This is a genomic window from Pseudomonas leptonychotis (assembly GCF_004920405.1).
Classification (GTDB): Bacteria; Pseudomonadota; Gammaproteobacteria; order Pseudomonadales; family Pseudomonadaceae; genus Aquipseudomonas; species Aquipseudomonas leptonychotis.
Window position 1 is genome coordinate 382,071 of sequence record NZ_RFLV01000001.1, and the last position, 25,176, is coordinate 407,246.

Genomic DNA, 25,176 nt, shown 5'->3' on the forward strand with positions numbered 1-25,176 from the left:
CCTGGCTAACGGCGTCTGTAGCCTAATCCGCCACCTCCCGACAGGGGGCTAAAACGGCGCTACCCTGGCGCAAATCGACACCTCCCGTCAGCCCGCTACTCAAGCACCGCGTTGCGCCGGTAGAATGCGCGCCGCTGCTCAATCCCGAACAGCATGGGTTCCCTAACCCCATCCAGCAAAAAGGTCCTGTTATGCCACTCATTTCTTCACAACGCCGGCGCCTGGCGCTCGTGGCGTTGGTGATGTTTCACATCCTGATCATCATCGCCAGTAACTACCTTGTGCAGCTGCCAATCACCGTGTTCGGCTGGCACACCACCTGGGGCGCGTTCAGTTTCCCGTTTATTTTCCTGGCCACCGACCTGACCGTGCGCTTGCTCGGCAAACGCACGGCGCGCTTGGTGATCGCCCAGGTGATGCTGCCGGCCCTGTTGATTTCGTACATCGTCTCCGTGTTGTTCCAAGAGGCCAGTTTTCGCGGCTTCGGCGCCCTGCTGGCATTCAACGAGTTCGTCCTGCGCATCTCCATCGCCAGCTTCCTCGCCTACGTGCTCGGGCAGGTACTCGACATCCAGGTATTCGATCGCCTGCGCAGCTTATCGCTGTGGTGGGTGGCACCGACCGTGTCGACCATTTTCGGCAACTTGCTGGACACCTTCGCGTTTTTCTCGGTGGCATTCTGGAACAGCAGCAACCCGTTTATGGCCGAGCATTGGGTAGAGATCGCCACGGTCGATTACGCCGTTAAGCTCTGCGTCAGCCTGCTGCTGTTTGTACCGCTATACGGCATGTTGCTTAACGCCATCCTCAAAACCATGCTCGCGCCCAAAGAACGTGCGGCCTGAGGAACATTAACGCCAGGCGGGCCTCCAACCTCCATACCTGCATTTAATCTGGAGGCACGCCATGTCCCGCTCCGTACCCGTGTTAATCGTCGGCCTTAGCCTCGCGCTCAGCTTCTCCAGCGCCTACGCCGCACCGAAACATGAAAAACCCAACAAACACGGTGATGACAGCGAGGTGCGCATCGATCTGCGCGGGCCAAGCATCGACATTGGTCAAGTGCGCATCCTCCTCGGCAACAACCGCGACCTAATCGCCCCCGCCCAGCCTTTACCGCCAGGTATTCGCAAAAACCTGGCACGCGGCAAGCCACTGCCACCGGGTATTGCCAAACGCCTCGACAATCGCCTGCTAGGGAAGCTGCCCCACTACGACGGTTACGAATGGCGTCAGGCTGGCACCGACATGGTGCTTGTCGCTTTGGCCAGCGGATTGATCTACGAAATCCTTGATCACGTACTCGACTGAAGCGCAGCAACACACCTGCCCACGCCAGGTAGCGGCTGACTCACTAGGTCTACAACCCCTGTCGCGCCTGCTTGATCAGCAGGCGCGCACTGTCCCAACCCACGAGCAGCACGGCCAGCCAGATCGGCAGATACGTCAGCCATTGCGCGCTGTTGAATTGCTCGCCAAGAAACAGCAAGGCCACGAGAAACAGCAGGACCGGTTCGACATAGCTGAGAATGCCGAACAAGCCCATCGGCAGCAGGCGGCTGGCCGCCATCATCGCGGCAAACGCCAGGGAGCTGAGTATTGCCAGCCCAGGCAGCAGCCACCACAACTGCGGCGCCTGGCTGAACAACTGCGGTGGAGCCCACAGCAACACCAGCCCGATGGCCACCGGCGCCATAAACAGCATCTCGAAGGTAAAGCCGGTCAAGGCATCCAGGCGCATCCAGCGGCGTAGCATGAAATACGGCGGATAACCGAGCACCGTCACCATCACCACCCAGGAAAAAGCCTGGGTCAGCCACAGCTCATGGGCCACCCCAAGCAAGGCGCAGAACACAGCCAACCGCTGCAACGGCCGCAACCGCTCGCCATAAAAAACCCGACCGGCCAACACCATGGCCAATGGCAGAAGGAAGTAGCCCAACGACACTTCCAGCATGCGCCCAGCCAGCGGCGCCCAAACAAACAACGCCCACTGAATCCCCATCAACAAAGCAGCCAGTGGCAGGCTGGCCAGCAACAACGGTTCACGCCGTACCCGAGCGCAAGCCGCCAGCACCAGTGGCCACTGCCGTGACAAGGTGACCAGCAATAACACCGCTGGCAGCGACCAGAGCACCCGCTGAGCAAACACCTGCATCCCGTCAAGCGGCGCCAACAGCTGCACATAGCCCGGCACCAGGGCAAACAGCACCGAGGCGATAATCGATAACGCGACACCGCGCCCAGACAGTTGCATCACACTCACCCAACTCAATCAGACCCCAGCATCTTGCCTGGCTTGGCGCTCAGACCCCAGCCTGAAAACGACACAGCTGCCCACTTAAACACGCGTACAGTCGAAGTCCCTGAGGCGGCACCTTAATTAGCACGCATAAAAAAGCCCGCTCGGCAGCAGCAGAGCGGGCAGAGACGTCCAGGAGCGCCGGACACCAGGAGAGCTATTTACAGCGAGTGAATCAGATGGCCTGAGCCAATTGCGCCTTGGCTTCGCTCAGGCCTTTTTCCATAAACTCACCGCCCAGGTTGAGACCTTCGGCATGGATAAAGCTGACATCGTGGATGCCGACGAAGGCCAGTGCTTGGCGTAAGTAGGGTTCTTGATGATCCAGGCCGCTACCGGCGTAGATGCCACCACGGGCGGTCAGCACGAACGCGCGCTTGCCGCTAAGCAACCCTTGCGGGCCGGTTTCGGTGTACTTGAAGGTCACACCCGCCCGCAGTACATGGTCAAGCCAGGCTTTCAGGGTACTGGGAATGGTGAAGTTGTACATCGGCGCGGCCAGCACCAGCACGTCGGCGGCCAGCAACTCGTCGGTCAGCCGGTTGGACAGCGCCAGAGCAGCCTGCTCCGCTTCACTCTGCTGCAGGGCCGGGGTCATCCAGCCGCCCAACAGGTTAGCGTCTAGGTGTGGCACCTGATCAACCGCGAGGTCGCGCACCTTGATCGAGTCGGCCGGATTGGCAGCCGACCAGTTGGCAATAAATTGCGCGGTGAGCTGACGCGAAACCGAACCTTGTTGGCGGGCGCTGCTTTCAATTACCAGGACATTAGCCATATTGCGTGCTCCATCGAAGCGTTAATGAGTGTCGATGGGCACAGAATATAAGCACTAAAATCGATTAAAAAGCGTAAATAACTGCGCAAACCAATCGAATAATTTGATTTACAGCAGTGCCAGGCTTAGTCTCTGACACTGCTGTTGATCACACCGGCTCACAGGTCAGCTGGACCCTTAGCTTGATGATGCTGCGGCCGAATTTTATCGACAGGTTGTTACTTTCACCTGCAACAAGGCTGACTTGGCGGGTGCGTGGCGCTTCCGGACCGTTGCGAAATACCGCCGTGCACTTGGCATCGCGGCGACCATAGTTGTACAGCTGCACAGCACCCATGTTGTGATCGATTTCTTGGGTGGTGGCCGATACTTCAGCACCGTTGAGCTGCTTTTCTAGCTCAATCGGGTAGGCCATCGCGGTCAGCGGCAAACAGGCGAGCAACGCGCAACACAGTTTTTTCATCAGGGCAGTCTCCGGCAAAAGACGGCCAGTCTAGCAGGCCGTTGAAAACCTAGGCGAGGCAGGCCAAACAACAGTAAGACATGCAAGAACGCGGAGTTTATAGCTCTATATGAGCATTACTCGTTTCACTCGGCCTTCGGGCCGCGCTAAAACGCGTTAGCCGCAAGCGGTTTGTCGAGCCTGTTTTTAACGCAGCACGGCCGACGCTGGTTGTTATTCGGCGGCCGGTTAGGTTGGCTGATTGGTCAATCGCACATCGGAATTTGAGCGAGCACAGGAACTGAATATGAAGGCTCCCCGCGTAACCCTCGATCAATGGCGCACCTTGCAGGCCGTGGTCGACCACGGTGGCTTTGCCCAGGCTGCTGACGTCCTGCATCGCTCGCAATCCTCAGTCAGTTACACCGTGGCGCGCATGCAGGAACAGCTGGGCGTACCGCTGCTGCGCATTGACGGGCGCAAAGCCGTATTGACCGAAGCCGGCGACGTGTTGCTGCGCCGCTCGCGGCAACTGGTCAAACAGGCCAGCCAGCTGGAAGACCTGGCTCACCATATGGAGCAGGGCTGGGAAGCCGAAGTGCGCCTGGTGGTGGATGCCGCTTACCCCAACGCCCGTTTGGTGCGCGCACTGACCGCCTTTATGCCGCAAAGCCGCGGCTGCCGAGTGCGCTTGCGCGAAGAGGTGCTGTCCGGCGTAGAAGAAGTGCTCAAAGATGGCATGGCCGACCTGGCCATCAGCGCACTAAACATTCCCGGTTTTCTCGGTGCGGAAATGAGCACCGTGGAGTTTATTGCCGTAGCCCACCCCGACCATGCGCTGCACCGCCTGCAGCGGGTCGTGACCTTTCAGGACCTGGAAACCCAAATGCAGGTGGTCATTCGCGACTCCGGCCGGCAACAACCGCGCGATGTCGGCTGGTTGGGTGCAGAACAGCGCTGGACCGTCGGCAGCCTGGCCACCGCCGCCACCTTTGTCAGCAACGGCCTGGGCTTTGCCTGGTTACCCCGCCACTTGATCGAGCGTGAACTCAAAGACGGCCTGCTCAAGCCCCTACCACTGGATCACGGTGGTAGCCGTAACCCGCTGTTCTACCTGTACTCGAACAAGGACAAACCGCTGGGCCCAGCCACACAGATTTTGGTTGAGTTAATCCAACGCTTCGATGCGGCACCTTTACATGCAGCCTTTGCTGCTCCCCTGCCCTCCGCTTGAGAGGAACCTGTACATGTCATTTTTCGATTACGACGGCTGCCAACTGCACTACGAAGAATACGGTCACGGTGCACCGGTGTTACTGGTGCACGGCCTCGGCTCAAGCACCCGCGACTGGGAATACCAGATCCCTGAACTGGCTCGCCATTACCGGGTAATTGCCCTTGATGTACGCGGTCACGGTCGTTCGGATAAACCTCGCGAGCGCTACAGCATTCAGGGTTTTGCCGAGGATGTGGCGGCACTGATTGAGCACCTGCAACTTGCGCCGGTGCATCTGGTAGGCATCTCCATGGGCGGCATGATCGGCTTTCAGCTGGGCGTAGATCGCCCCGAACTATTGAAGAGCCTGTGCATCGTCAACAGTGGCCCGGAAGTGAAGGCGAAAAGCCCGCGCGACTACATTGAGATCGTCAAACGCTGGAGCCTGTCACGCCTGCTCAGCCTAGACACTATTGCCAAAGCCCTGGGTAAACTGCTGTTTCCCAAGCCGGAGCAGGAAGAACTTCGGCAGAAAATCCTGGCGCGCTGGCCGCAAAACGACAAGCGCGCTTACCTGGCCAGCCTGGATGCGATTATCGGCTGGGGCGTGCGGGAACGCCTGGCGCGCATCAGCTGTCCGACCCTGGTGATCACGGCAGATCGCGATTACACCCCGGTGGCGCAGAAGCAGGCGTATGTTGACGAACTGCCCAATGCGCGCCTGCTGGTAATCGAAGATTCGCGCCACGCCACACCGCTGGACCAACCCGACCAATTCAACAGCAGCCTGCTGGCTTTCCTAAGCGAAGTCGAACAGGCCGCCACCACTGCCCACCCACAATAAGGACGCCCACGTATGTTCAAAACCTTGACCCTCGCCGCTTGCTCCATCCTGTTTGCCGGCAGCTTGCTGGCTGCAGAAAACCCGAAAGTGCTGCTGACCACCAGCCTCGGCGAAATCGAGATCGAACTCGACGCCGAGAAAGCACCGATCAGCACCGCCAACTTTCTCAGCTACGTGGACAGCGGCTACTACGCCGGCACTCAGTTCCACCGGGTAATTCCAGGTTTTATGGTGCAGGGCGGTGGTTTCGATGCCGACATGCAGCAGAAAGAGACCCAGGCGCAGATCAAGAACGAAGCCGACAACGGCCTGCACAACGTGCGCGGCACCCTGGCCATGGCCCGTACCCAGGTACGCGACTCGGCCACCAGCCAGTTTTTTATCAACCACAAAGACAACGCCTTCCTCGACCACGGCTCGCGTGATTTCGGTTACGCGGTGTTCGGCAAAGTGGTGAAAGGCATGGATGTGGTCGACAAGATCGCCCAGGTACCCACCGCCAACACTGGCGGCCATCAAAATGTACCGCGTGAACCGGTGTTGATCACCGCCGCTAAACGCCTGTAACCCCAGCGCCTGGCTGGGTAGTCAGCTATCCAGCCAGACGCAACTCAATTACGCGCATGGGCCATTTGAAACTTCGCCACCCCCTCCAACTGCGCCAGCTCATCGGCCATGTCATTGATCCGCGCACTCTGCTGCCCCTTCACGGCGACGGCGACAAAGCGCCACTCCAACTGCCCCTGCTCAAAACTCACAGCAAACGAACCGTTGGCAATGACATAACCGCGCTCACGAGCGATCTCGCGTAAGCGCGCCTCATGCGGGCGGACATAACCAGGAATAAAACGCAGCACAATCGCCAGCGCCGGACGCGACGGCAAGCGAGCTTCCAGTTTGGCGCCCCACATCATCAACCCGGCGGAAATCAGGCTGAGCAGCACAGCCGCACCGTAAAAGCCGACGCCCACCAGCACCCCAATCGCCGACGATGCCCAGATTGAGGCCGCCGTGGTCAGGCCGCTGATACTCATGCCGTCTTTCATGATCAAACCAGCGCCGAGAAAGCCGATGCCGGTCACCACACCCTGAATCACCCGTGTCGGGTCGACGCTGGACAATGAGTGATCACCCAGCCAGTGCTGGGGGTAAATACACAACACCGTCAGCGCACAGGACGCCATGCACACCATGCCATAGGTACGCATCCCCGCCGCACGCCCATGGTAAGAGCGCTCATAGCCCACCAGGAGGCCGAGCAGCAGCGCGCCGAGCATATTTATAACCAGGGTCAGGTTGACCGCTACGCCCGGCAGCAGCCAAATTTCATCAAGCAGGGCCAATACACTCACGACACACCTCGCGCAGCAGCGGATATGCCCTGAGCGTAGTTGCCGCCCCAACAAACTGCGCGTCGGGGCGAATGCCCTGTAGGAGCGGGCCATGCCCGCGAAAAAATTCTGGGTACGCCAACCAGCGCGGAACAAGATCAAAGCCAGATGGCATTCCAGAACGGATAATCCCCGATCCGCTTGACCAAACCCGCACGCAGAGGATTGGCAACGATGTAACGGGCGACTGCTTGCAGGTCTTCCTCTTCGCGCAGGGCGTGATCATGAAAAGCTTTCGACCAGAGTGGCCCCGTTCTACCCAGGGTCCGATTACTGTGGCGGGAACTGGCGGACTTGAGCCGACTAACCACATCGCCGAGGTTGTCGGCCTCTCCAAGCTGAAGCAACCAGTGCACATGATCCGGCATCAACACCCAAGCCAGCATGCGGCTACTTCTGAGCAAGGCGGCGTCTTCAAAACAACGCGCGGCTGCGCAGGCCGCAGGAAAGTGGGTAAACAACGATTCGCGGTTTTCGCTGGTTGTAGTGATCAAATAGACCGTATTGCTCAGAGAAACACGACCTCTACGCAAGCCCGCGTGGCCTGGCGCTTTTTTGTAGCTGTAACGCTCGTCCATAAGCGTTCCCCTTAAGAAATTCGCGGGCATGGCCCGCTCCTACATCGAGGATAGACTTACAACACGCGGTTTCTGTAGGAACGACCCATGGCCGTGAAAAATCTCAGTTCTGGCGATACGGCAGCAACTCGCAGGCCTGTTCGGCATAAGCGCGGATGCCGTGCTGTTCCTCGGCAAGAAAGTCCGCCACGGCCGCGCGCAAACCGGGGTGGCAGAGGTAGTGCCAGGAGTGGGTAATAACCGGCTCGAAGCCGCGAATCAGTTTGTGCTCGCCCTGGGCGCCTGCATCGAAGCGTTGCAAGCCATTGGCGATGGCGTAGTCCATGCCCTGGTAGAAACAGGTCTCGAAGTGCAGCCGGTCGAACTCCGCCAGGCAACCCCAGTAGCGCCCGTACAGGCTGTCGCCGCCGATCAGGCTAAAGGCCATGGCCACCGGCCTGCCGGCCTGATGGGCGAACACCACGCGAATCATCTCCGGCATGCGCTCAGCCAGCAGGCTGAAGAAGGCGCGCGTCAGGTACGGTGATTGGCCGCGCACGCGGTAGGTGTTGGCATAACAGAGGTAAACGAAATCCCACTCCAACTCACTCAGTTGATGGCCTTCGCGCCACTCAAACTCAATGCCCTGCCCCGCCACCTGCTCGCGCTCCTTGCGCATCTGCTTGCGCTTGCGCGAACTGAGCGCATCGAGGAAATCCTGAAAATCCCGATAACCGCGGTTGCGCCAATGAAACTGGCAGCCCAGGCGCTGCAACCAGCCCTCGCGCCCCTGCAACAGCGCATCCTCGGCCGACGTGGTGAAGTTGATGTGCAAACTCGACAAGCCTTGCGCCACCAAGTTATGGGTCAATTCATCGAGCAACTGCCCGGCCGCCAGCGGTGCACCCAGTAAGCGCTGGCCAGTTACCGGGGAAAAGGGAATTGCGCCGAGCAGCTTGGGGTAATAGTCGATACCCGCACGGTGGCAAGCATCGGCCCAGCCGTGATCAAACACGTACTCGCCGTAGGAATGGCTTTTCATATAGCCCGGCATGGCTGCCAGCAACTGGCCCGGCTCACCGAGCAGCGCCGCATGGGCGGGCTGCCAACCCGTGCGCCCGCCAACGCTGCCACTGTCTTCCAAGGCCGACAGAAAACCATGGCGCAAGAACGGCTGCGCCGCAGTCAGCAGACCATCCCACTGGCTAGCGGCAATTTCATGGATGGAATCGAAGCGGGTCAGCAACATCGGCAGCTCGGCGAGTCAGGCAAGGCAGCACTATATATAGACGCACGCTTTGATGCTGCCTTGGCTTTACTGGCAGGCCGTGAAAAACCTAGCCGAGGCCGGTAGTTTTTCAGCCGTCTACTAGCGCGTGGCTTTGAAGGCAATCATATAGGCCAACTTCTTGCTGGCCATCTTGCCCATTTCCTTGCGATCGATAGAGGTGTAACCACCCAGCTCGCGTGCCTTGAAGCCGCTGTCACCCACCGGGCTGTCGGCTGCTAAGGCGACCATCAGCTTGGCCGCAGCGCCAATCGCGTCGCGGTAGTCGCCTTTGTCACGCAGGTCGTACTCGCTCAGTTTGAGCTGGCCGCGCAGCCAATTGCCCCAGTAGAACTCAAGAAACTCCGGAGCTACGTCGCCCGAGCGTGGTTTGTCATAGGCCACCTCGCGGGTGAAATACACCAGCGCGCGGTAAGGATCATCCTGCAAGTTGGCCAAGCCAAGCTGCGCCGGAATCTGCTCAGGGCTGATCGCCTGCCCCTGGCTATCCTTGAGCCAGACCTTGCGCGCGGCCTGCATGCGCTGCCAGAAGCTGGTCAAATCCGCGCTGTCGCTGAAGTTGTCGGTGACCTTAACCCACATCTGCAGCTGGGCCCCACCGCCCGGTTGCTCCCACAACGTGGTGAAGGTGTGGTGACCATCGGTCAGGTACAGCTGACCCTCGGGGCCGACCACCACGGTTTTCATCTCGCTGCTGTTTGCAGCCACTGCGCCCTGACAACTAAAACTGTCCGGCTGATGCAGATTGGCGCCCTTCGGTACCGCGCGGCTTTCGCCCTGACCATTGGCCTCGCAGTACTCATCGAAGCGCTTGTTCGGCTCTTTGCTAAAGCGTCCGAGTTTGTAATAGATCTGGTCATAGCCCACCACCGCCTGAGTCGGGTGCAATTGCTCAAGGCGTACCTGCAGCAAGTCTCCCGGTTTGGCGTTGCGATAGTTCTCGGCCAGTACGCTGGCACTCAACCCCAGCATCAATAGCAACACAACAACGCTGTGCATCAGCTGTCTCTCCACAAACAATCCGGCGAAAAAAAGCCCCGCACAAGGCGGGGCTCAAAGATAGGAGCAACGTTTGAGCAATATTGTTTAGAACACGTACTGCAGACGGCCAACGATGGCTTTGCCGTCGTCCTGCACATTCTCGCCACCGACCTGACGGGTAGTGTCGATATTGTCCACTTGGTAATCGATGTAGTTCAGGCTCATACGTACCGCCGGAGTGGCGAAGTAGTTAACACCCACCACCACAGCGCTGGCTTCGAACTCATCGCTGGCATCCGCCGCCACAATACCGGCCAGACCCAGGTTGCCTGGAATGGCGGTCGCATCAGAGTCGATCGTGGTGTTTTCGTAGCGAGCGAAGACTTCCCAGGTGCCTTTCATATCGGTCGGCTTGTCCCACTTGCCGTCGCTACCTTTATAGCCACGGGCGGCGCCGAACATGTAGGAAACCTGCGCGGTATAACCGCTCATGTCCACATCGGCATCAGCACCGACAAGGTTCTCACCGGTAATGCTGCGCTGGAAGTATTCAGCCTGGCCGCGCAGGCCACCGAACTGAGCCCCCGACTCCAATAACCATTCGCTGTCTTGATCTGCGACGCGCACATCACCGAAGGTCAGGCGGAAATCGTTGTCGCTGCGGATACCCATACGGGTACGGGCACGCGCACGGTCATCGTCCGAGCTGCTGTCGTGGTAGTTGGCGGCCAAGTGAACAACGTCAGTGCCGTTCAGGTAAGGAGCCCAGTGAGCACGCAGGGTGTAACCGAACAGTTCGTCGTTGTCATCGGAGTCGTAGTTGTTGTTGTTATCGCTGTCATCGTAGGTCGCAACCTGGGCCATCAGGCCGTAGTTGTCGCCAGAGTGCTTAACGTTCAAACCAAACTGAGCATCCTCGTCACCGTGGAGGAAGTCATACATAAATGGACGTTCGATGGCAGTGATCCACGACGAGCTGGTGGTGCCTTCCAGGCCGTAGTCAACACCGAAACGGCCAACAGTGAAGGTGGCCAGATCGAGACCGGTGTAAGTGATGTAAGCACGGTCAACGGCAGTCTCTGCGCCATCGGCAGAACCGTCATAGCTCAAACGAACACCCCAGCCCCAGTCCTTATACGCCACACCTTCCAGACCGATTTCACCGCGACGGATGTAGGTGTTGAAGGTGTCATCGAACGGGTTGTTCTGATCGGCTGCCTGCAAGCCGTCAAAGTTGGTGGCATCCCACTGCAGCTTGCCGCCCAGCTTGAAGCTGAATTCTTTGTCGGTGGTGGCCACTTCCAGGCCACCCTTGGTTTTGATCACGAGATCGGCGCCGTCAGTGCTGACAGTACCGGCGAAAGCCTGGGCGGAAACGGCCAGGGCCAGAGCGCTGGTTGCGAAGCCGGCCATTACTCCACGAAAGCTGTGCTTACGGATCATCGAAGATTCCTCTGAATGAACGTTTAAGTGTTGAAAACACCCGAGCGCTGGGGCTCGTTCGTGCTGGAGGGAATCTTGGCGGCGGGATATTTCAGGGCAGTTGCTGATATATAAATATTTGATTACAACGGAACTTTTTACTTCCTTTGCCTATAAGTAGTAAAAACCGCTCTAGGTCGCGGCTTTACCAGCGGCCCGCACCCTTGCGGCGACGGGCCGTGTTCGGCTCAAGACTGGCGACGCAATGCTCGGCTCAGCCAGTAATCCAGGCTTAGCCAGCGCCCGGCTCCGCTGAAAAACAGCGCCACCAACATAATCAGGTAAGTGGCCGCAAACTCGATGCCATTGTTCAGCACCACCAGCTTGCCGCTGCTGGTGAGCCAGTCGTAATTGCCATGCTCTTTGAGCAGCTCGCGGGCACGCGCCACTTTCTCCACCGACGCCATGACCCGCTCATTGGCAAACGGTGCCGACGCATCGGCAATCGCCTGCCAACCGAACGGCAGGTGCACGGCGAAGATCGCCACCAGCATGGTCACGATCAATGGAATGCTGATCCAGCGTACCGCCAGGCCGAACAGCAACAACAACGCGCCGCCCGTCTCGGTCAAGGCCGCGGCCCAGGCCAGCAGCTCGGGGAATGGCAAACCCAGGCCCCAATCCGGATTGCCGAACCAGGCGGCGGTGGCGTCGATATCCGCCAGCTTGTGCGTGCCGGCCATCCAGAACACCGGCACCAGATACAAGCGCAGCAGCAGGGGGCCAATAAAATCCAAGCGGCGAGTAGCGTCCAGGGCATCCTGGAGGCGATTAAAGAAGGTCAACATGCGCATCTCCACAGGTCGGCGTTATCAGCGCCGTAGTCAGGTCATCACAGAATTGGGGGTTGCCAGATACCCTGGCGTTGCCAGTCATCCAGCAGGCTTTTGGCGTTACTGAAGTAGTGCTTGTCCGCGGGCAAACCATGCTGCTTGGCAAGGTCGTACAGGGCTGAATTAGAGGTCTCGCCCGCCTGCAAGCGCACGGCCAGCTGATAGGAAAACGCGCTCAGCTGCATAAACCGCACCTGGTCCTGGCCGTCACGCCAGACCAGCAAACAAGTGGGCTGGGCATCCGGTTGGCGCGGCTGGAATGTCACCCCAATACGCTGCACCGGCCACTGATAAGCCAGCGGCCAGGCCAGCGACGACCACCCCTCGCTTGGCACCTCAGCCTCACTGACATCCAATGCCAGCTCAACCCACTCGTAATGCGCCAGCTCAAGGATAAAACGCGGATCGTCCGCCTCGGCGACATAGCCACTCTGCAGCCAAGCGAGAAACTCCTGGCTGATCTGCAAAAAATACGGCGATGCGGCCGGATGCTCGGCCATAAAGCTGCGCACCAGGCGCTGCCATCGTGGCGCATCAAACAACGTACGCAGCACCGGGAAGGCACCGCTGATAAAGCCCTCGATATTGTTGAAAAACAGCGTTTCGTACACCGCCATGCGCTCAGCCGTAATGCCCTCTAACAGGGGCACCTGCGGCTGACGGATACGCGCGGCGAACGCGCGCTGCCACTCAACGTCACTCATGTGCCATACCCGCGCGACTGCACGGCAGCCAGCTGCATTTGGCGTATGTGCACCACCTCACCATACAACTCGGCCATCGGTGGAAAGTTGAAGTCGCGCTCCAGCAAAGTAGGACGCACGCCGTGCACCGCATAGGTGTGTTCCAGCAAGGCCCACACCGGATCAATCACGGGCGCGCCGTGGGTGTCGATCTTCAGATCACTGGCCTGATCGTAATGCCCGGCCACATGCAGATAGGCGATACGCGCGCTGGGCATGCTGGCGATATAGGCCTGCGCATCGAAGTTGAAATTGATGCTGTTGACGAAGACGTTATTCACGTCCAATAACAGCTGGCAGTCGGCCCGCTCCAGCACTGCGCACACGAACGCGGCTTCATCCAGCTCGCCCGGCAGCTGTGCATAGGCCGAGACGTTCTCGATGATCAGCGGCCGCTCCAGCACGTCTTGCACAAGGCGTACGCGCTCGGCAATACGCTTAACTGCTTCCTCGGAAAACGGTAGCGGCATCAGGTCATACAGCTGGGCGTGGTCGGCGCAGGTCGACAGATGCTCGCTATAACCGACGATGCCATGTTGATCGAGAAAGCCCTTGATCGCCTTAAGCAGCTCAATATCCAGCGGCGCAAAACCACCGAGATTTAGGGACAGGCCGTGGCAGAGAAACGGCAGACGCTCGGTCAGTGCGCGCAATTGCTTACCCAGTCGCCCACCCACACCGATCCAGTTCTCCGGCGCCACTTCGAGAAAGTCCAGCTCGCTTGCGCTGCACGCCTGCAACCCCGCAAGCAGGCCGCGGCGCAAGCCCAGCCCGGCACCGCTGACAACGTCAGCCTGCATGCCCTGCCCTATCTGGCGCATTTACTCGGCGTTCTCGGCGCCGCATTTACCTTCGCCGCATTTACCCTCAGCGTCGCTTTTGGTTTCGCCTGCAGTTTTCATCTCGCCGCCACATTTGCCCTCACCGCAAGCACCCTCAGCCGACTTCTCGCCGGACGCCAGGCTATAACCGCTGCTCAGCTCTTGGACGGCAAACGGGTTGCTCGTGGCATGTACGCTGAATGCCGCACTGCTTAGCAGCACCGCGCCGAGGGAAGCAACTACAGTGTTCAGATGGTTCATGGCAACGCTCCATTGGTGATTCATCACGGCTACCTGCTGGCAGCCTCGAACCAATAGACGCAGGCATCAGCATGCCGTTACATCCCGGATAAAATTAATCGACGGCCCTGACGGCTCAGAAGATTTTTGCCGGCGCGCAGCCGATCCGTCACACTACGCCCCCCCGAGCAAATGCTCGTTTTTCAAAGTCTGCAGACTCCGTATGACCCGATCTCCGTTCCGCCGTCTCGTTTTTGGCACCCTGCGCCGCGTGCTGTACCTCTGGGTGCGCTCGGAAACCATCAATCAGTCGGCCTTTACCCTCAAGCTCGACCGCAGCAAGCCGGTGTTTTACGTGCTGCAGCAGCCGTCGCTGAGCGATCTGGCCGTGCTCGATACCGAGTGCCGCAAAGCCGGCCTGCCACGCCCGGTACTGCCGGTATCGGTGGGTAATCTGCAGGAGCCCGCCGCGTTCTTTTACCTGACACCGGAGCCCGACTGGCTCGGCCGCCAGGACAAGCGCGGCATCTCGCCCACCCTGCAACGCCTGGTCAGCGCCCTGAGTCAGCATGCTGTGGACGACGCACAAATCATTCCGGTCAGCGTGTTCTGGGGCCAATCGCCCGACCGCGAAACCAGCCCATGGAAGCTCTTGTTCGCCGACAGCTGGGCCGTCACCGGCCGCCTGCGCCGCCTGGTCAGCATTCTGATCCTGGGGCGCAAGACCCGCGTGCAGTTCTCCACGCCGATTCATATGCGCGAACTGGTCGAGCAAGACAAAGGCCACGAGCGCACCTTGCGCATGGTTCAGCGCATCCTGCGGGTGCACTTTCGCAACCAGAAAGCCGCTGTCATCGGCCCGGACGTGTCGCACCGGCGCAACCTGGTCAAAGGCCTGATCCACGGCCCACAGGTCCGTCAGGCGCTGATTGAGGAAGCCGAACGCGAGAACATCAGCCTGGAGAAGGCCGAAAGCCAGGCGCTGCGCTATGGCAACGAGATCGCCTCGGACTACACCTACACCGCCATTCGCTTCCTCGAACTGGTGCTGAGCTGGTTCTGGAACAAGATCTACGACGGCATCAAGGTCAACCATATCGAAGGTGTGCAGGACGTCGCCCAGGGCCATGAGGTGATTTATGTGCCCTGCCACCGCAGCCATATCGACTACCTGCTGCTGTCCTATTTGCTGTTTCGCAACGGCCTGACGCCGCCGCACATTGCCGCCGGCATCAACCTCAATATGCCGGTAATCGGCAGCCTGCTACGGCGCGGTGGCGCGTTCTTTATGCGCCGCACTTTCAAGGGTAACCCGCTGTACACCGCGGTGTTCAACGAATACCTGCACACCCTGTTCAGCAAAGGCTTCCCGGTCGAATACTTCGTTGAAGGCGGGCGTTCGCGTACCGGACGCATGCTGCAACCGAAAACCGGCATGTTGGCCATCACCATGCGCAGCTTCCTGCGCAGCAACCGCCTGCCGGTGGTGTTTGTACCGGTGTACATCGGTTACGAACGCGTGCTCGAAGGCCGCACCTATCTCGGCGAGCTGCGCGGGGCGAGCAAGAAGAAAGAGTCGATCTTCGACATCTTCAAAGTCATCGGCGCGCTCAAGCAGCGTTTCGGCCATGTCTGGGTCAATTTCGGTGAGCCGATCAAGCTGGCCGAATTCCTCGACAGTGAGCAACCGGACTGGCGCGAGCAGGATTACGGCAGCCAATTCCGTCCCGCCTGGCTCAATGAGGTGACCAATAATCTCGGCGAGCGCGTGGCCCAGCACCTCAATGAGGCGGCCGCGATAAACCCCGTCAACCTGGTCGCCCTGGCGTTGCTTTCCACCAGCAAGCTGGCCTTGGATGACCGCGCCTTGGCGCGGGTGCTGGACCTCTATCTGGCCCTGCTGCGCCGCGTACCCTACTCGCCGCACACCACCCTGCCGGACGGCAACGGCCAGGCGCTGATCGAATACGTACAAGGCATGGACCTGCTCTCCGAGCAGACCGACCCCCTGGGCAAGATTCTCTATCTGGACGAGCAGAATGCCGTCCTGATGACGTATTACCGCAACAACGTGCTGCACATCTTCGCCCTGCCGGCGCTGCTGGCAAGTTTCTTCCAGAGCAGTTCACGGATGAGCCGCGAGCAAATCCTGCGTTACACCCGCGCGCTCTACCCCTACCTGCAGTCCGAGTTGTTTATCCGCTGGAACCTCGATGAGCTGGACGAGGTGGTCGATCAGTGGCTAGCCGCCTTTGTCGAACAGGACCTACTCAAGCTCGATGGCGACATGTACGTGCGCCCGGCGCCCAGTTCACGCGAGTTCGTGCTACTGACTCTGCTGGCCCGCGCCATCGTGCAGACCCTGCAGCGCTTCTACATGGCCACCGCCCTGCTGCTCAATGCCGGGCAGAACGCCATCAGCGCTGAAGAACTGGAAGACCTGTGCACCGTGATGGCTCAGCGCCTGTCGATCCTGCATGGCCTCAACGCCCCGGAGTTCTTTGACAAGAGCCTGTTCCGCCACTTTATCCAGAGCCTGCAAGACCAAGGCGTACTGCGTCAGGATGAGGCCGGCAAACTCAGCCATCACCCGTTGCTGAATGAACTGGCCGAAGGTGCAGCCAAGCGCGTGCTGCCGGCAGAGATTCGTCTGTCGATTCGCCAGGTGGCCATGGATAGAAACGAAGAGGCCGCTGAGCTGGTGTAACCAGCGAGGCCCAGCCCTAATGGATAACGCTCACAACGCACCAACCCCGCCATCGCGGGCCGAATTTCACCAGGCCAACCAGGCCCGCGCGCAAGTCGATGCCCAGCGTTTGCTGGCTGCCAAAGCAGAGTTAGGGGGTCGCTGGCTCAGCTGGGTCGCAGCTGAGCTGTATACCCTCAAACCCGCGGCGTACGTGCAGATGGTGCGCCGCGAGTTAGAGCGCCTAAGCCGCTAGCTGTGGCTGAGGTCAATCAGGCGTGACGACAATGCCTGCATCGCATTACTGACTTCATCCAGCGCCTGAGCGTCGCGGGCGTTTTCTTCGCTGATGCTGTGAATGCGCACGGCCAGTTCGTTGATTTCCTGGGTCACGTGGCTTTGCTGCTGCGCGGCTACCGCGATCTGCTGGGCCCGCTGGGAAATATCATCGAAGCTCTGCACCGTACTGGACAACGCGGTGGCCGCGCCTTCGGCTTCGACCACAGCATGCTCGGTGCGCGCCTCGCCCGCCTGCATCGCCTGCACTGCCTGGCGTGACGCCTGTTGCAGCGCACTGATCATGGTGCTGATCTCATTGGCCGACGTCTGGGTTCTACCGGCCAGGGTGCGCACCTCATCGGCAACCACGGCAAAGCCGCGGCCCTGCTCTCCGGCTCGCGCGGCTTCAATGGCCGCATTCAACGCGAGCAAGTTGGTTTGTTCGGAAATCGCCTTGATCACATCCAGCACCGCACCGACCTGCTGACTGTCCTTCTCCAGCCGACCGATGACCGCTGCGGCTTCGGCCATTTCGGCGGAGAGCGTCTGAATAGCGGCGCTGTTGGAGGCCACTTTTTGTTGGCCTTGCTGCACCACCGACAATGAGTTTTGTGCGGTCGTAGCGCAGTCGTTGGTGTTCTGCGCCACTTCCTGTGCACTGGAAGACATCTCGGTAATCGCCGCCGCCAACTGGGTGTTTTCCTGGCGCTGTTGTTCGGCGCGCCCGGCCAGGGTGCTGCTCAGGCTGCCCAGCTGAGCCGCTTCAGCCTGCAAATGATCGGCCTCATCAGCAATGCGCTGGAGCATGGTGCGTAACTGTCCGGCATAGCGATTGACCGCATGGCGCAACGCCCCGATTTCGTCCTCACGCTCCACACTCAGCTGCACATCACGGCTGGCCGAACCGCGCCCCAGAGAATCGATTTGCGCGGTGGTTTCTTCCAACTGAGCAATCAGCTTGCGCCCGGCTAACCACGCCAACGCCAGCAACACCGCCAACAGTGGGATCAAAAACAGCAGAATGTCCCAAGTCAGCGCACGCGCCAGCCCGGTAACCCGCTCCTGCGGCGTAACCAAGCCAATCACCCAGCCCGTGTCAGGCATTACAAACAGGCTGACCCGGCTGGCCTGCTTGAGCTGTTCATCGTGCTCCAGATCAAGATTACGGATCGCCCCGGCCTGGCTGTTGCCGAGCGCTGCCTGAACCGGTTTCAGCCAGTTTTGCTTCTGCGCAAGATCAGCGAACTTGATCATCGCGCCGCCTTTTTGCCCAGCCATGCCGGGGAAATGCAACACATTGCCCGCCTGATCGAGGGCAAACGCATAACCATCGGTGACCTTGCCTTGCTCGGTGAGAAAGCGCGCTAGATCATCCAACAACAAGTCCAGGGTGGCGACGCCGGCGAAGCGCCCAGCCAGCTGATAAGGCACGCTACAGGTGACCATCGGTACACCCGTGACCGCATCCTGATAGGCCTCCGACCACAGGCAACGACCTGCCGCACTGTTGCGCGCGCCGGTGTACCAGGCATCGTTGTGGTAACCGGGGCCATCGGCAGCGTTGTAATCATCGGAATAGGCCAGGCGTCCGTCACCGCCACGTGCCCAGAAGAAACTGCGACGCGCCACACCCTCAGTAAACGCATTCGGCTCAGGCCATACCCCGCCGCCGGCAATGGCTTTGTCGCCTTGGTTATCGATCACATTAGGCAGTGTGTTGAAGTACAGCGGCTCATCCCGCGGCAGCACTTCGGAAAGGTGCGCCAGGCTGGCGGTTACCCCTTCAATACCAGCCAGTTGCAGGGCTAGTTGCCTGACGATGGCGCTGCCCGTTTGCTCAATCAGCTCACCGCTGGCAGCCATTACCCGAGGCTGCCCGCGCAGGGCCATCACGGCAAACACCGCCAGGGCTGTAAGCAGTAGCAGAAGGATGCTGCCCAGCGTTAATCGCTGCGACAGACGGACCGGGACCAACATCATGCGCACTGCTCCTGTTCAAGGAAAAACTGCATCGTTTGAAGCGCCGCAACCTTCTCGGCATAGAACCACTGTAATCGGCCGCATAACCCAGAACTGCAGTACCTGAATATTGAGAGCAGTTTTACCCAGCCCTGGTAGGTTATAGATGAAACACCCACGAGCTGCTCGGGCAAGCCCCTCGTGCGTTTATGGGCACATCAAAAGATGCAAAGCCGCTGGCTCCATCGGCCGCGCCAGAAAATAGCCCTGCACCTCATCACAATCACACTGGCGCAACACCTCAAGTTGCGCCGCGGTCTCCACGCCCTCTGCTGTCACAGTCAACGACAACGCCCGGCCGAGCCCAACAATGGCCTTTATGATCGCCTGGCTGTCGGATGAGCCCTCTAAATCGGCCATAAAACTACGGTCGATCTTCAGCCCGTCGAAGGGAAATCTACGCAGGTAGCTAAGGGACGAATAACCCGTGCCGAAGTCATCCATGGACAACCTCACGCCCAGGCTTTTCAACTCGTGCATCAACACCAAAGCGCCTTCCGCATCGTCAAGCATCACGCTCTCGGTGAGCTCCAGCTCCAACCGCGAAGGCGGCAGCCCACTTTCTTCCAGCGCACTTTTAACCCTTGCCAGCAGACGACCATGCTGGAACTCCACCGGCGACAGATTGACCGAAACCACCAACGCTTCGGGCCAGCTCATGGCCTCCATACACGCGGTGCGCAGGACCCAGGAGCTCAGGGGCACGATCAGCCCTGTGCTTTCGGCGATGGCGATAAAACTATCTGGGCTCAGTAGCCCGCGCTGTGGGTGTTGCCACCGCACCAGGGCTTCTGCCGCCACCATGCGCTGGCCGCTAACGCTGTAACGAGGCTGCAGCCGTAGACGTAACTCGTCATTAATTAATGCCTGGCGCAGGTCGTTTTCGAGCTGATGCCGGTCTTTTACCCGGGTATTCATCTCACTGGCATAAAAACACCAAGTGCTGCGCCCCGCCCCTTTGGCTTCGTACAACGCAATATCGGCGTAACGCAGCAAATCCTCGGCCAAGCACGCATCAGCTGGAGCCATGGCGACGCCGATGCTGGCGCCAATAAAGATGCTGTGGTGGTCGATTTCAAACGGTTGCTCAATACCGGTAATCAACCGCTCGCACAAGCGCTCCACCTCTTCTTGGGTGGATATGCCGCTGACCACCAAAATAAACTCATCGCCCCCCATACGCGCCACCAGATCGCCGTCGCGCAGTACTAAACGCAGGCGTTGTGACACCTCACCGAGAACAAGATCACCGGTCTCATGGCCAAAGGAATCATTCACCGATTTAAACCGGTCGAGGTCGATACTCAACATCACCAACGGCTCGCCTGCCGTCGGCAGCGCCCTCAATTTACCCTCAAGGAATTCCTGCATACGAATACGGTTGGGCAACCCGGTGAGTGCATCATGCAACGACAGGTGCTCAATACGTGCGCGCGCCTCCACCTCCTGAGTAATGTCGCTGACGATGCCGCGATAACCCGTAATCCCGCTAGAACCCTCGATATGCCGCAGCACTAAGCGGCATGTTCTTTGAGTCCCATCCATGGCCACGTACTGGCATTGCAGGCTGTCCTTGGCCGATGGCCGCGCACCATGTGTATCCAGCCAAGCCTGCAAACCGCCCGGGCACAACACAAATTCGCTGAGCGGACGCCCCAACCAAGCACGTTCGGAGTGCCCGGTTACCGCTTGAAAACGAACAGACAAGTACTTCAGCCGCAATTGTGCATCGGTCTCCCAAATCCAGTCCGATGCCGCTTCAGCCACATCACGAAAGCGCGCCTCACTGGCGACCAGGGCCGACTGGCTGGAATACAAAGAGGCATAACTGGTATCCATCTCCCGTGCCGCCGCGATAGCTCGGCGCAACATCAGCCAGGCAATAACGGCAACGATAGCGCCGACTAACCCCAGGAGCGGCAAGATCAGATAAAGCAGTTGATCGCCCGGTTGCGCCGGGTGCCAACTAAGACGGATTAATTCGCCACTGAGGGTGGGCACCGCTAATACGGATCGGTCATGGTTTCCGCCCAGCCGCTCATCCACATGCAGATCGTCTATGCCGAAGTCCTGGCCAAGCGCTTGCAATTTCTGCGGGTCGAGACGGTCGACGAACAACAGCACCGAAGCGGCACCCTCCGTGGCCTCGACCTGCGTATCACCTCCCGGAGTAAAAGCCGCCACGGCGACCAGCGCAGGCCAACCGGACACCTGTAAGAAACCAACCACCGGTTCCTCATCATCTGCTTGCGCACGGGCCTGTTCGACCAACGCCTGGACGTCCTGCTTAAGCCACTGCTGCGCCTCGACGTTCGTCAGCTGCCCTTCCACCACCGCATAAGCGGTTTGGTTATTGGCATCGACAACAAACACACCTTCATAGGCAAAGTCGGGAAATAGGCTGGGGCCCATGTTCTGCCGCGTATAGGCCCAATCGGTATCGACCTGAACATGCAGGTGGCGATAAGCCTCACCCCAGAAAGCGTAATCACTGACAATTGCGAGAATCGATTTCTGCCGGGCCTGGATGGCTTTCTCGGCATAGAACAGGCTTTGCTTGATCGCCTGGTCATTCTGCTGCGCGGCGATATGTACCAGCGCCACGCTCGCCACCACGAACAAAACCAGCAGCAGCGCTGAAATAAACAGCAGCGCTTTGCGCGTTACAGCGGAATTAGAAAGAACGTTGGGCGGACGGGAAGACTCAATCACTGGTGCCATCTTCGATCCTCAACCAACCCGTTATATGATTCTGAACGAGCTAACGCCCTTAAAGCGGGCAGCCTAACATCAAAAGGCCATCACTCAATTCACCGTATGTCGTTACATGTCGAATTCAATAACGCCGCCACTCGCGCTCGCGGGCACCTCACTGCCGAACGTCATAGCAAAGCCTAGCAGGCCGCTGCAGAAACCACGCTGGAGCGTCAGACAAGGTGCCCTCCTCAATAGGCGGCACGCAGCTAAACAAGCGCACACGCGAGGCTTAAGCACGGCACCATAGGTTTATTCACACAGCCCCGCTAAGCTCCTTACCTACTCAACTGCAGGAAGAATCTCTTATGTTGCGCACCATCGTCTTCACCGCAAGTCTGGCCCTTTGCACGAGCGCCTTTGCCCTGTCCCTCGCCGACCTGAGCCAAGGCGACGCCAGCGGCGGCCTCAAGGACGCCCTCACCCAAGGCGCCAAAGTGGCCGTGCAACAACTGGGCAAACCCGGCGGCTTCAGCAACAACCCGGACGTACGCATTGAACTGCCGGGCAACCTCGGCAAAGCCGCAAAAACCATGAAGATGATGGGTATGGGCGCGCAGGTTGATCAGCTGGAAGCCAGCATGAACAAAGCCGCCGAAGCCGCCGTACCGCAAGCCCAGGCGCTACTGGTGGAGTCGGTGAAGAAGATGACCGTGCAGGACGCCAAAAGCATCCTCGCCGGCCCGCAGGACTCTGCCACCCAGTACCTGAACAAAACCAGCCGCGAACAGATCCGCGCCCAATTCCTACCCATCGTCAAAAAAGCCACCGACCAGGTCGGCCTGGCCAAGCAATACAACAGCTTCGCCGGCCAAGCCGCGAGCTTCGGCGTGATCGACGCGAAAAGTGCGAATATCGAGAACTATGTAACCGAGCAGGCGCTGGACGGCCTGTTCACCATGATCGCCGAGCAGGAAGCCAGCATTCGTGAGAACCCAGCTGGTGCGGCGACAAGTTTGGCGAAGAAGGTGTTTGGGGCGTTGTAAGAAGGGTTGGATAAATGTGAAAAAGCCAGACCTTGGAGTCTGGCTTTTTTAGTGGCGTCTAAAATAAGTAGGCAGAATAAATTTTCTTTTATATCTGGCCCAATTTTTTTCATTAACCCTTTAACTCACTCATCTTTTTTATAGGCCGCAATTGCCAACTGAGCAAAGGAGGGTGGCAAAGCACGAACCTTCGCCTGCCCCTGAAGATAATTAGCGAATTTACCCTGACCTATATATATTTCTCGAAACCATCGCCGAAATTCCCCAAGACAAGATTCCGGATAACACCATGGCTCCTGGGGGTTCGACATCGCCTGTGGAAAATAATCAGGATAGTTATGTTCATATTTAATTCGAAAACCAAACCTATTCTCTAAATCATTAGAAGACCAATACTTGCCCCAAGAGATACCCACACTAATATCAGGAACAAATGTATGATCAATATGCAGACCATGCTGACCTAAAGTGACAATCATGTCCGCTATTTCTTTAAAAATACCAAAATAACCAGCAGGAATAGAATTATATACAAGCGAGACACGATCATGAAACTGCTTCCACTGCGCAGGTACTAAACTATTGGGGTCATAACCAACCTGCGTATATACAAAATCATCAAACCCTCGACCAGCAAGAGCCCTGTAATTCTGAGAAGCAACTAAATTGTTACCCTGCAAAGCATCAAAAGCATAATACTCTAGAACTGCAAGGCAAACTGAACCAGTCCAATAATTATCACCGTCAACTACCAGATATGGTGAATCAAGAAAAATACCTCGCCCCTCAAGTATTTGCTTGATTTTAGTTATTCTTGGACGTTGAACATCCTCAACCCACTCTGCCCCCATACGAACAATGGTTGAACTCTCAACACCACACAACCTAGCAAGGCCTCGACCCGTCAAATATGGGGTCCCATCGGTAAGAACCCCCATACCCACACCATTAATCTCAACCTCTTTTTCGACATGAAGATCAAGACGCCCCTGAATTGGATAGCTCATTTAAATCACCTCACATGAGAAGAAATTAAAAATATAAACCTCTATACATCCTTAAATCTAATACCATCCATATTAATTATTGCACCCTCCAAAAAATCCAACTCAACCGCACGTCACCATTCGGCTTTCGTAGTCAAATTACACATAGAAGCAAGGAAGAATCATGAATTTATTTATGTCATTAAAAAATCTCAAAACTGAACCATTCCTCGGCACTTCGGATACTGCGAACACCCCAAAAACTCTTTACCAATATTCGCCCCCCCGCTTTGCTACTCGCTTTTGCATAGCCGAGTTACAGACAGGGCAACTTGGCGCACTTGCCTGTGTAGATACGACGCTAGCTGGAACGGCCGAGGGTTTGGTTTGAGCTGTACGTGAAGCGGCGATCCAGCGCTTAAGCTCTGGGCCTTCCACCAAGCGGATATTGCGGCCACTGGCAAAGCTCTTTGCATCTGCGGTAAAGCTGCCGGAGGTCACTACAAAGCCGCCGGCAGCACCTTCAGCAGCGATCAGGCCGAAGAATTCACGCACCACAGCAACGCCAACCTTGGTTGCGCGCCATTGCTTGCATTGCACCAGATGCTTTTCGCTGCCCTTGTGCAGAATCAGATCAATACCGCCGTCCGGGCCATTGCCGCCGGTTTCCGTGACGGTAAAGCCTTGCCGGCGAAAGGCCTCGCCAACCAGCTGTTCAAACTGCTGCCAGTTGATGCCTTCAACGGTTTTGCCGGGGCGTGTGGCATTGGCAACGTCGTCCAGCAGCTTGCGCCGCTTGCCGCGGGCGAATACCGAGCCAATCGCACCGAAGATAAATGCCACTGGCACGATGTATTGCAGAAACATGGCGAAGGTTCGCCACACTTGCCCGGTCATGGCAGAGGCAAACTGCTTGGGATCAGTGACGGTAGGCGGTGGGCTAATGGCGACGGAATGGAAATACAGCCAGGCAGCCAAAGCGATCAGCAGGCTAAGCCACCAAGGCAGGCGCGAAGCAATAAAGATCAGGTCTTCGAAAGGTGATGTTTTGCTACGACGGGCCATCCTTGACTCCAGCAGTGCGTGGCAATGAGCCATCAGCGATACCGGATCATGCCGCAAAGGTATGAGCAGGGAAACCCAAACGTTCACTACGTCACGTTTTCATTATCAGTGCGCGACTCGCAGGATGGATTGAGCGAAGCGATACCCAGCCTGCCTCTAACGCCCGCAGCACCTCCTTTGACTGCTACTACTGGTTTCGGCCTTACGCCGAGTTACTTTCTCTTTGCTTGTGCAAAGAGAAAGTAACCAAAGAGAAAGCACACCCGGCATCCGGGTTTCGCTGCGCTCAACTTCCCTCGCTCCGGTGCTGTTCCGAGGGTCGTCACGGTGGGCCATCCATGGCCCATCGTTCCTCGTTTGGCATCCATGCCAAACGCCCCTCTCCACAGCACCTCCACTCGGCCTCCTGACGGGGTTCGGGGACCGTGTTGCCTATGCGATTTGTGGAGGGCAGAGCGGAAAAGCCGAAGCAAAAGCATCGCGGGC

The 25,176-nt window shown here is 58.3% G+C and carries 22 protein-coding genes and 3 pseudogenes; 8 read left to right on the forward strand and 17 right to left on the reverse strand.

Annotated elements, in window-relative coordinates; translation table 11 throughout:
- Positions 1–191: 191 nt before the first annotated feature.
- Entirely contained in the window at positions 192–845 is a 654-nt protein-coding gene (locus D8779_RS01745; protein ID WP_136662749.1) for a 7-cyano-7-deazaguanine/7-aminomethyl-7-deazaguanine transporter, read from the forward strand.
- 61 nt (positions 846–906) lie between these two features.
- Entirely contained in the window at positions 907–1,311 is a 405-nt protein-coding gene (locus D8779_RS01750; protein WP_136662750.1) for an anti-virulence regulator CigR family protein, read from the forward strand.
- 49 nt (positions 1,312–1,360) lie between these two features.
- On the opposite strand, the gene rarD is transcribed toward D8779_RS01750, so the two are convergent.
- The 3 genes and pseudogenes from rarD to D8779_RS20975 form a co-directional block, all read right to left on the reverse strand.
- Complete coding sequence (rarD, locus tag D8779_RS01755) at positions 1,361–2,257, reverse strand: EamA family transporter RarD (protein WP_136662751.1); 897 nt, start codon at positions 2,255–2,257, stop codon at positions 1,361–1,363.
- 220 nt (positions 2,258–2,477) lie between these two features.
- The gene (locus tag D8779_RS01760) at positions 2,478–3,077 is read right to left on the reverse strand and encodes an FMN-dependent NADH-azoreductase (protein WP_136662752.1); all 600 of its coding nucleotides are present in this window, start codon (positions 3,075–3,077) and stop codon (positions 2,478–2,480) included.
- Between the two features lie 355 nt (positions 3,078–3,432).
- Positions 3,433–3,543: pseudogene (locus D8779_RS20975) on the reverse strand (3-phosphoglycerate kinase); the annotation flags it as partial.
- A 283-nt stretch (positions 3,544–3,826) separates the two neighbouring features.
- Between D8779_RS20975 and D8779_RS01770 the strand changes: the two are divergent.
- The 3 genes from D8779_RS01770 to D8779_RS01780 are packed head-to-tail and all read left to right on the forward strand — an operon-like array spanning position 3,827 to position 6,146.
- The gene (locus tag D8779_RS01770) at positions 3,827–4,753 is read left to right on the forward strand and encodes a PA3225 family LysR-type transcriptional regulator (RefSeq protein ID WP_136662754.1); all 927 of its coding nucleotides are present in this window, start codon (positions 3,827–3,829) and stop codon (positions 4,751–4,753) included.
- A gap of 13 nt (positions 4,754–4,766) precedes the next feature.
- On the forward strand, positions 4,767–5,579 hold the full coding sequence (locus D8779_RS01775) for an alpha/beta fold hydrolase (RefSeq protein WP_136662755.1): 813 nt from the start codon (positions 4,767–4,769) through the stop codon (positions 5,577–5,579).
- A gap of 12 nt (positions 5,580–5,591) precedes the next feature.
- A complete protein-coding gene (locus D8779_RS01780) occupies positions 5,592–6,146 on the forward strand; it encodes a peptidylprolyl isomerase (protein ID WP_136662756.1) in 555 nt (184 codons plus the stop codon).
- 44 nt (positions 6,147–6,190) lie between these two features.
- Here the strand turns inward: D8779_RS01780 and D8779_RS01785 are convergent, their stop codons facing one another.
- From D8779_RS01785 to D8779_RS01825, 9 genes are all read right to left on the reverse strand, one after another.
- Positions 6,191–6,931 (reverse strand): MgtC/SapB family protein, encoded by a 741-nt coding sequence (locus D8779_RS01785; RefSeq protein WP_205895772.1) that lies wholly within the window; start codon positions 6,929–6,931, stop codon positions 6,191–6,193.
- Positions 6,932–7,068: 137 nt separating this feature from the next.
- Positions 7,069–7,548, reverse strand: a complete 480-nt coding sequence (locus D8779_RS01790; RefSeq protein ID WP_136662758.1) for an REP-associated tyrosine transposase — start codon at positions 7,546–7,548, stop codon at positions 7,069–7,071.
- 103 nt (positions 7,549–7,651) lie between these two features.
- Positions 7,652–8,776 (reverse strand): GNAT family N-acetyltransferase, encoded by a 1,125-nt coding sequence (locus tag D8779_RS01795; protein ID WP_205895773.1) that lies wholly within the window; start codon positions 8,774–8,776, stop codon positions 7,652–7,654.
- Between the two features lie 120 nt (positions 8,777–8,896).
- Positions 8,897–9,814, reverse strand: a complete 918-nt coding sequence (locus D8779_RS01800; RefSeq protein ID WP_136662760.1) for a ParB/Srx family N-terminal domain-containing protein — start codon at positions 9,812–9,814, stop codon at positions 8,897–8,899.
- Between the two features lie 87 nt (positions 9,815–9,901).
- Positions 9,902–11,239 (reverse strand): OprO/OprP family phosphate-selective porin, encoded by a 1,338-nt coding sequence (locus tag D8779_RS01805; protein WP_136662761.1) that lies wholly within the window; start codon positions 11,237–11,239, stop codon positions 9,902–9,904.
- 227 nt (positions 11,240–11,466) lie between these two features.
- A complete protein-coding gene (locus tag D8779_RS01810) occupies positions 11,467–12,066 on the reverse strand; it encodes an HvfX family Cu-binding RiPP maturation protein (RefSeq protein WP_136662762.1) in 600 nt (199 codons plus the stop codon).
- A 44-nt stretch (positions 12,067–12,110) separates the two neighbouring features.
- A complete protein-coding gene (locus D8779_RS01815) occupies positions 12,111–12,815 on the reverse strand; it encodes an HvfC family RiPP maturation protein (RefSeq protein ID WP_136662763.1) in 705 nt (234 codons plus the stop codon).
- Positions 12,812–13,654: an HvfB family MNIO-type RiPP peptide maturase gene (locus D8779_RS01820; protein ID WP_136662764.1), complete on the reverse strand. Its 843-nt coding sequence runs from the start codon at positions 13,652–13,654 to the stop codon at positions 12,812–12,814. Before D8779_RS01820 ends, D8779_RS01815 begins: the two co-directional genes overlap by 4 nt.
- A 21-nt stretch (positions 13,655–13,675) precedes the next feature.
- Positions 13,676–13,936: an HvfA family oxazolone/thioamide-modified RiPP metallophore gene (locus D8779_RS01825; RefSeq protein WP_136662765.1), complete on the reverse strand. Its 261-nt coding sequence runs from the start codon at positions 13,934–13,936 to the stop codon at positions 13,676–13,678.
- A 202-nt stretch (positions 13,937–14,138) separates the two neighbouring features.
- On the opposite strand from D8779_RS01825, the gene plsB reads away from it, so the two are divergent.
- Positions 14,139–16,622: a glycerol-3-phosphate 1-O-acyltransferase PlsB gene (plsB, locus tag D8779_RS01830; RefSeq protein WP_136662766.1), complete on the forward strand. Its 2,484-nt coding sequence runs from the start codon at positions 14,139–14,141 to the stop codon at positions 16,620–16,622.
- Positions 16,623–16,641: 19 nt separating this feature from the next.
- Positions 16,642–16,857 (forward strand): hypothetical protein, encoded by a 216-nt coding sequence (locus tag D8779_RS01835; protein ID WP_136662767.1) that lies wholly within the window; start codon positions 16,642–16,644, stop codon positions 16,855–16,857.
- Here the strand turns inward: D8779_RS01835 and D8779_RS20980 are convergent.
- From D8779_RS20980 to D8779_RS01845, 3 genes and pseudogenes are all read right to left on the reverse strand, one after another.
- Complete coding sequence (locus tag D8779_RS20980; RefSeq protein ID WP_405121159.1) at positions 16,854–17,984, reverse strand: methyl-accepting chemotaxis protein; 1,131 nt, start codon at positions 17,982–17,984, stop codon at positions 16,854–16,856. The two genes, D8779_RS01835 and D8779_RS20980, sit on opposite strands and share 4 nt — an antisense overlap.
- Positions 17,970–18,860 (reverse strand): annotated as a pseudogene (locus tag D8779_RS20985) (cache domain-containing protein); the annotation flags it as partial. The gene D8779_RS20980 and the pseudogene D8779_RS20985, both read right to left, overlap by 15 nt.
- Before the next feature lie 186 nt (positions 18,861–19,046).
- Positions 19,047–21,620: a bifunctional diguanylate cyclase/phosphodiesterase gene (locus tag D8779_RS01845; protein WP_136662768.1), complete on the reverse strand. Its 2,574-nt coding sequence runs from the start codon at positions 21,618–21,620 to the stop codon at positions 19,047–19,049.
- Positions 21,621–21,961: 341 nt separating this feature from the next.
- Here D8779_RS01845 and D8779_RS01850 point away from each other — a divergent pair, with 341 nt between their 5' ends.
- Positions 21,962–22,639: a DUF4197 domain-containing protein gene (locus D8779_RS01850; RefSeq protein ID WP_136662769.1), complete on the forward strand. Its 678-nt coding sequence runs from the start codon at positions 21,962–21,964 to the stop codon at positions 22,637–22,639.
- Positions 22,640–22,764: 125 nt separating this feature from the next.
- On the opposite strand, the gene D8779_RS01855 is transcribed toward D8779_RS01850, so the two are convergent.
- The gene (locus tag D8779_RS01855) at positions 22,765–23,646 is read right to left on the reverse strand and encodes a BstA C-terminal domain-containing protein (RefSeq protein ID WP_136662770.1); all 882 of its coding nucleotides are present in this window, start codon (positions 23,644–23,646) and stop codon (positions 22,765–22,767) included.
- Positions 23,647–23,837: 191 nt separating this feature from the next.
- Positions 23,838–24,690 (reverse strand): annotated as a pseudogene (locus D8779_RS01860) (restriction endonuclease).
- Positions 24,691–25,176 lie beyond the last annotated feature (486 nt).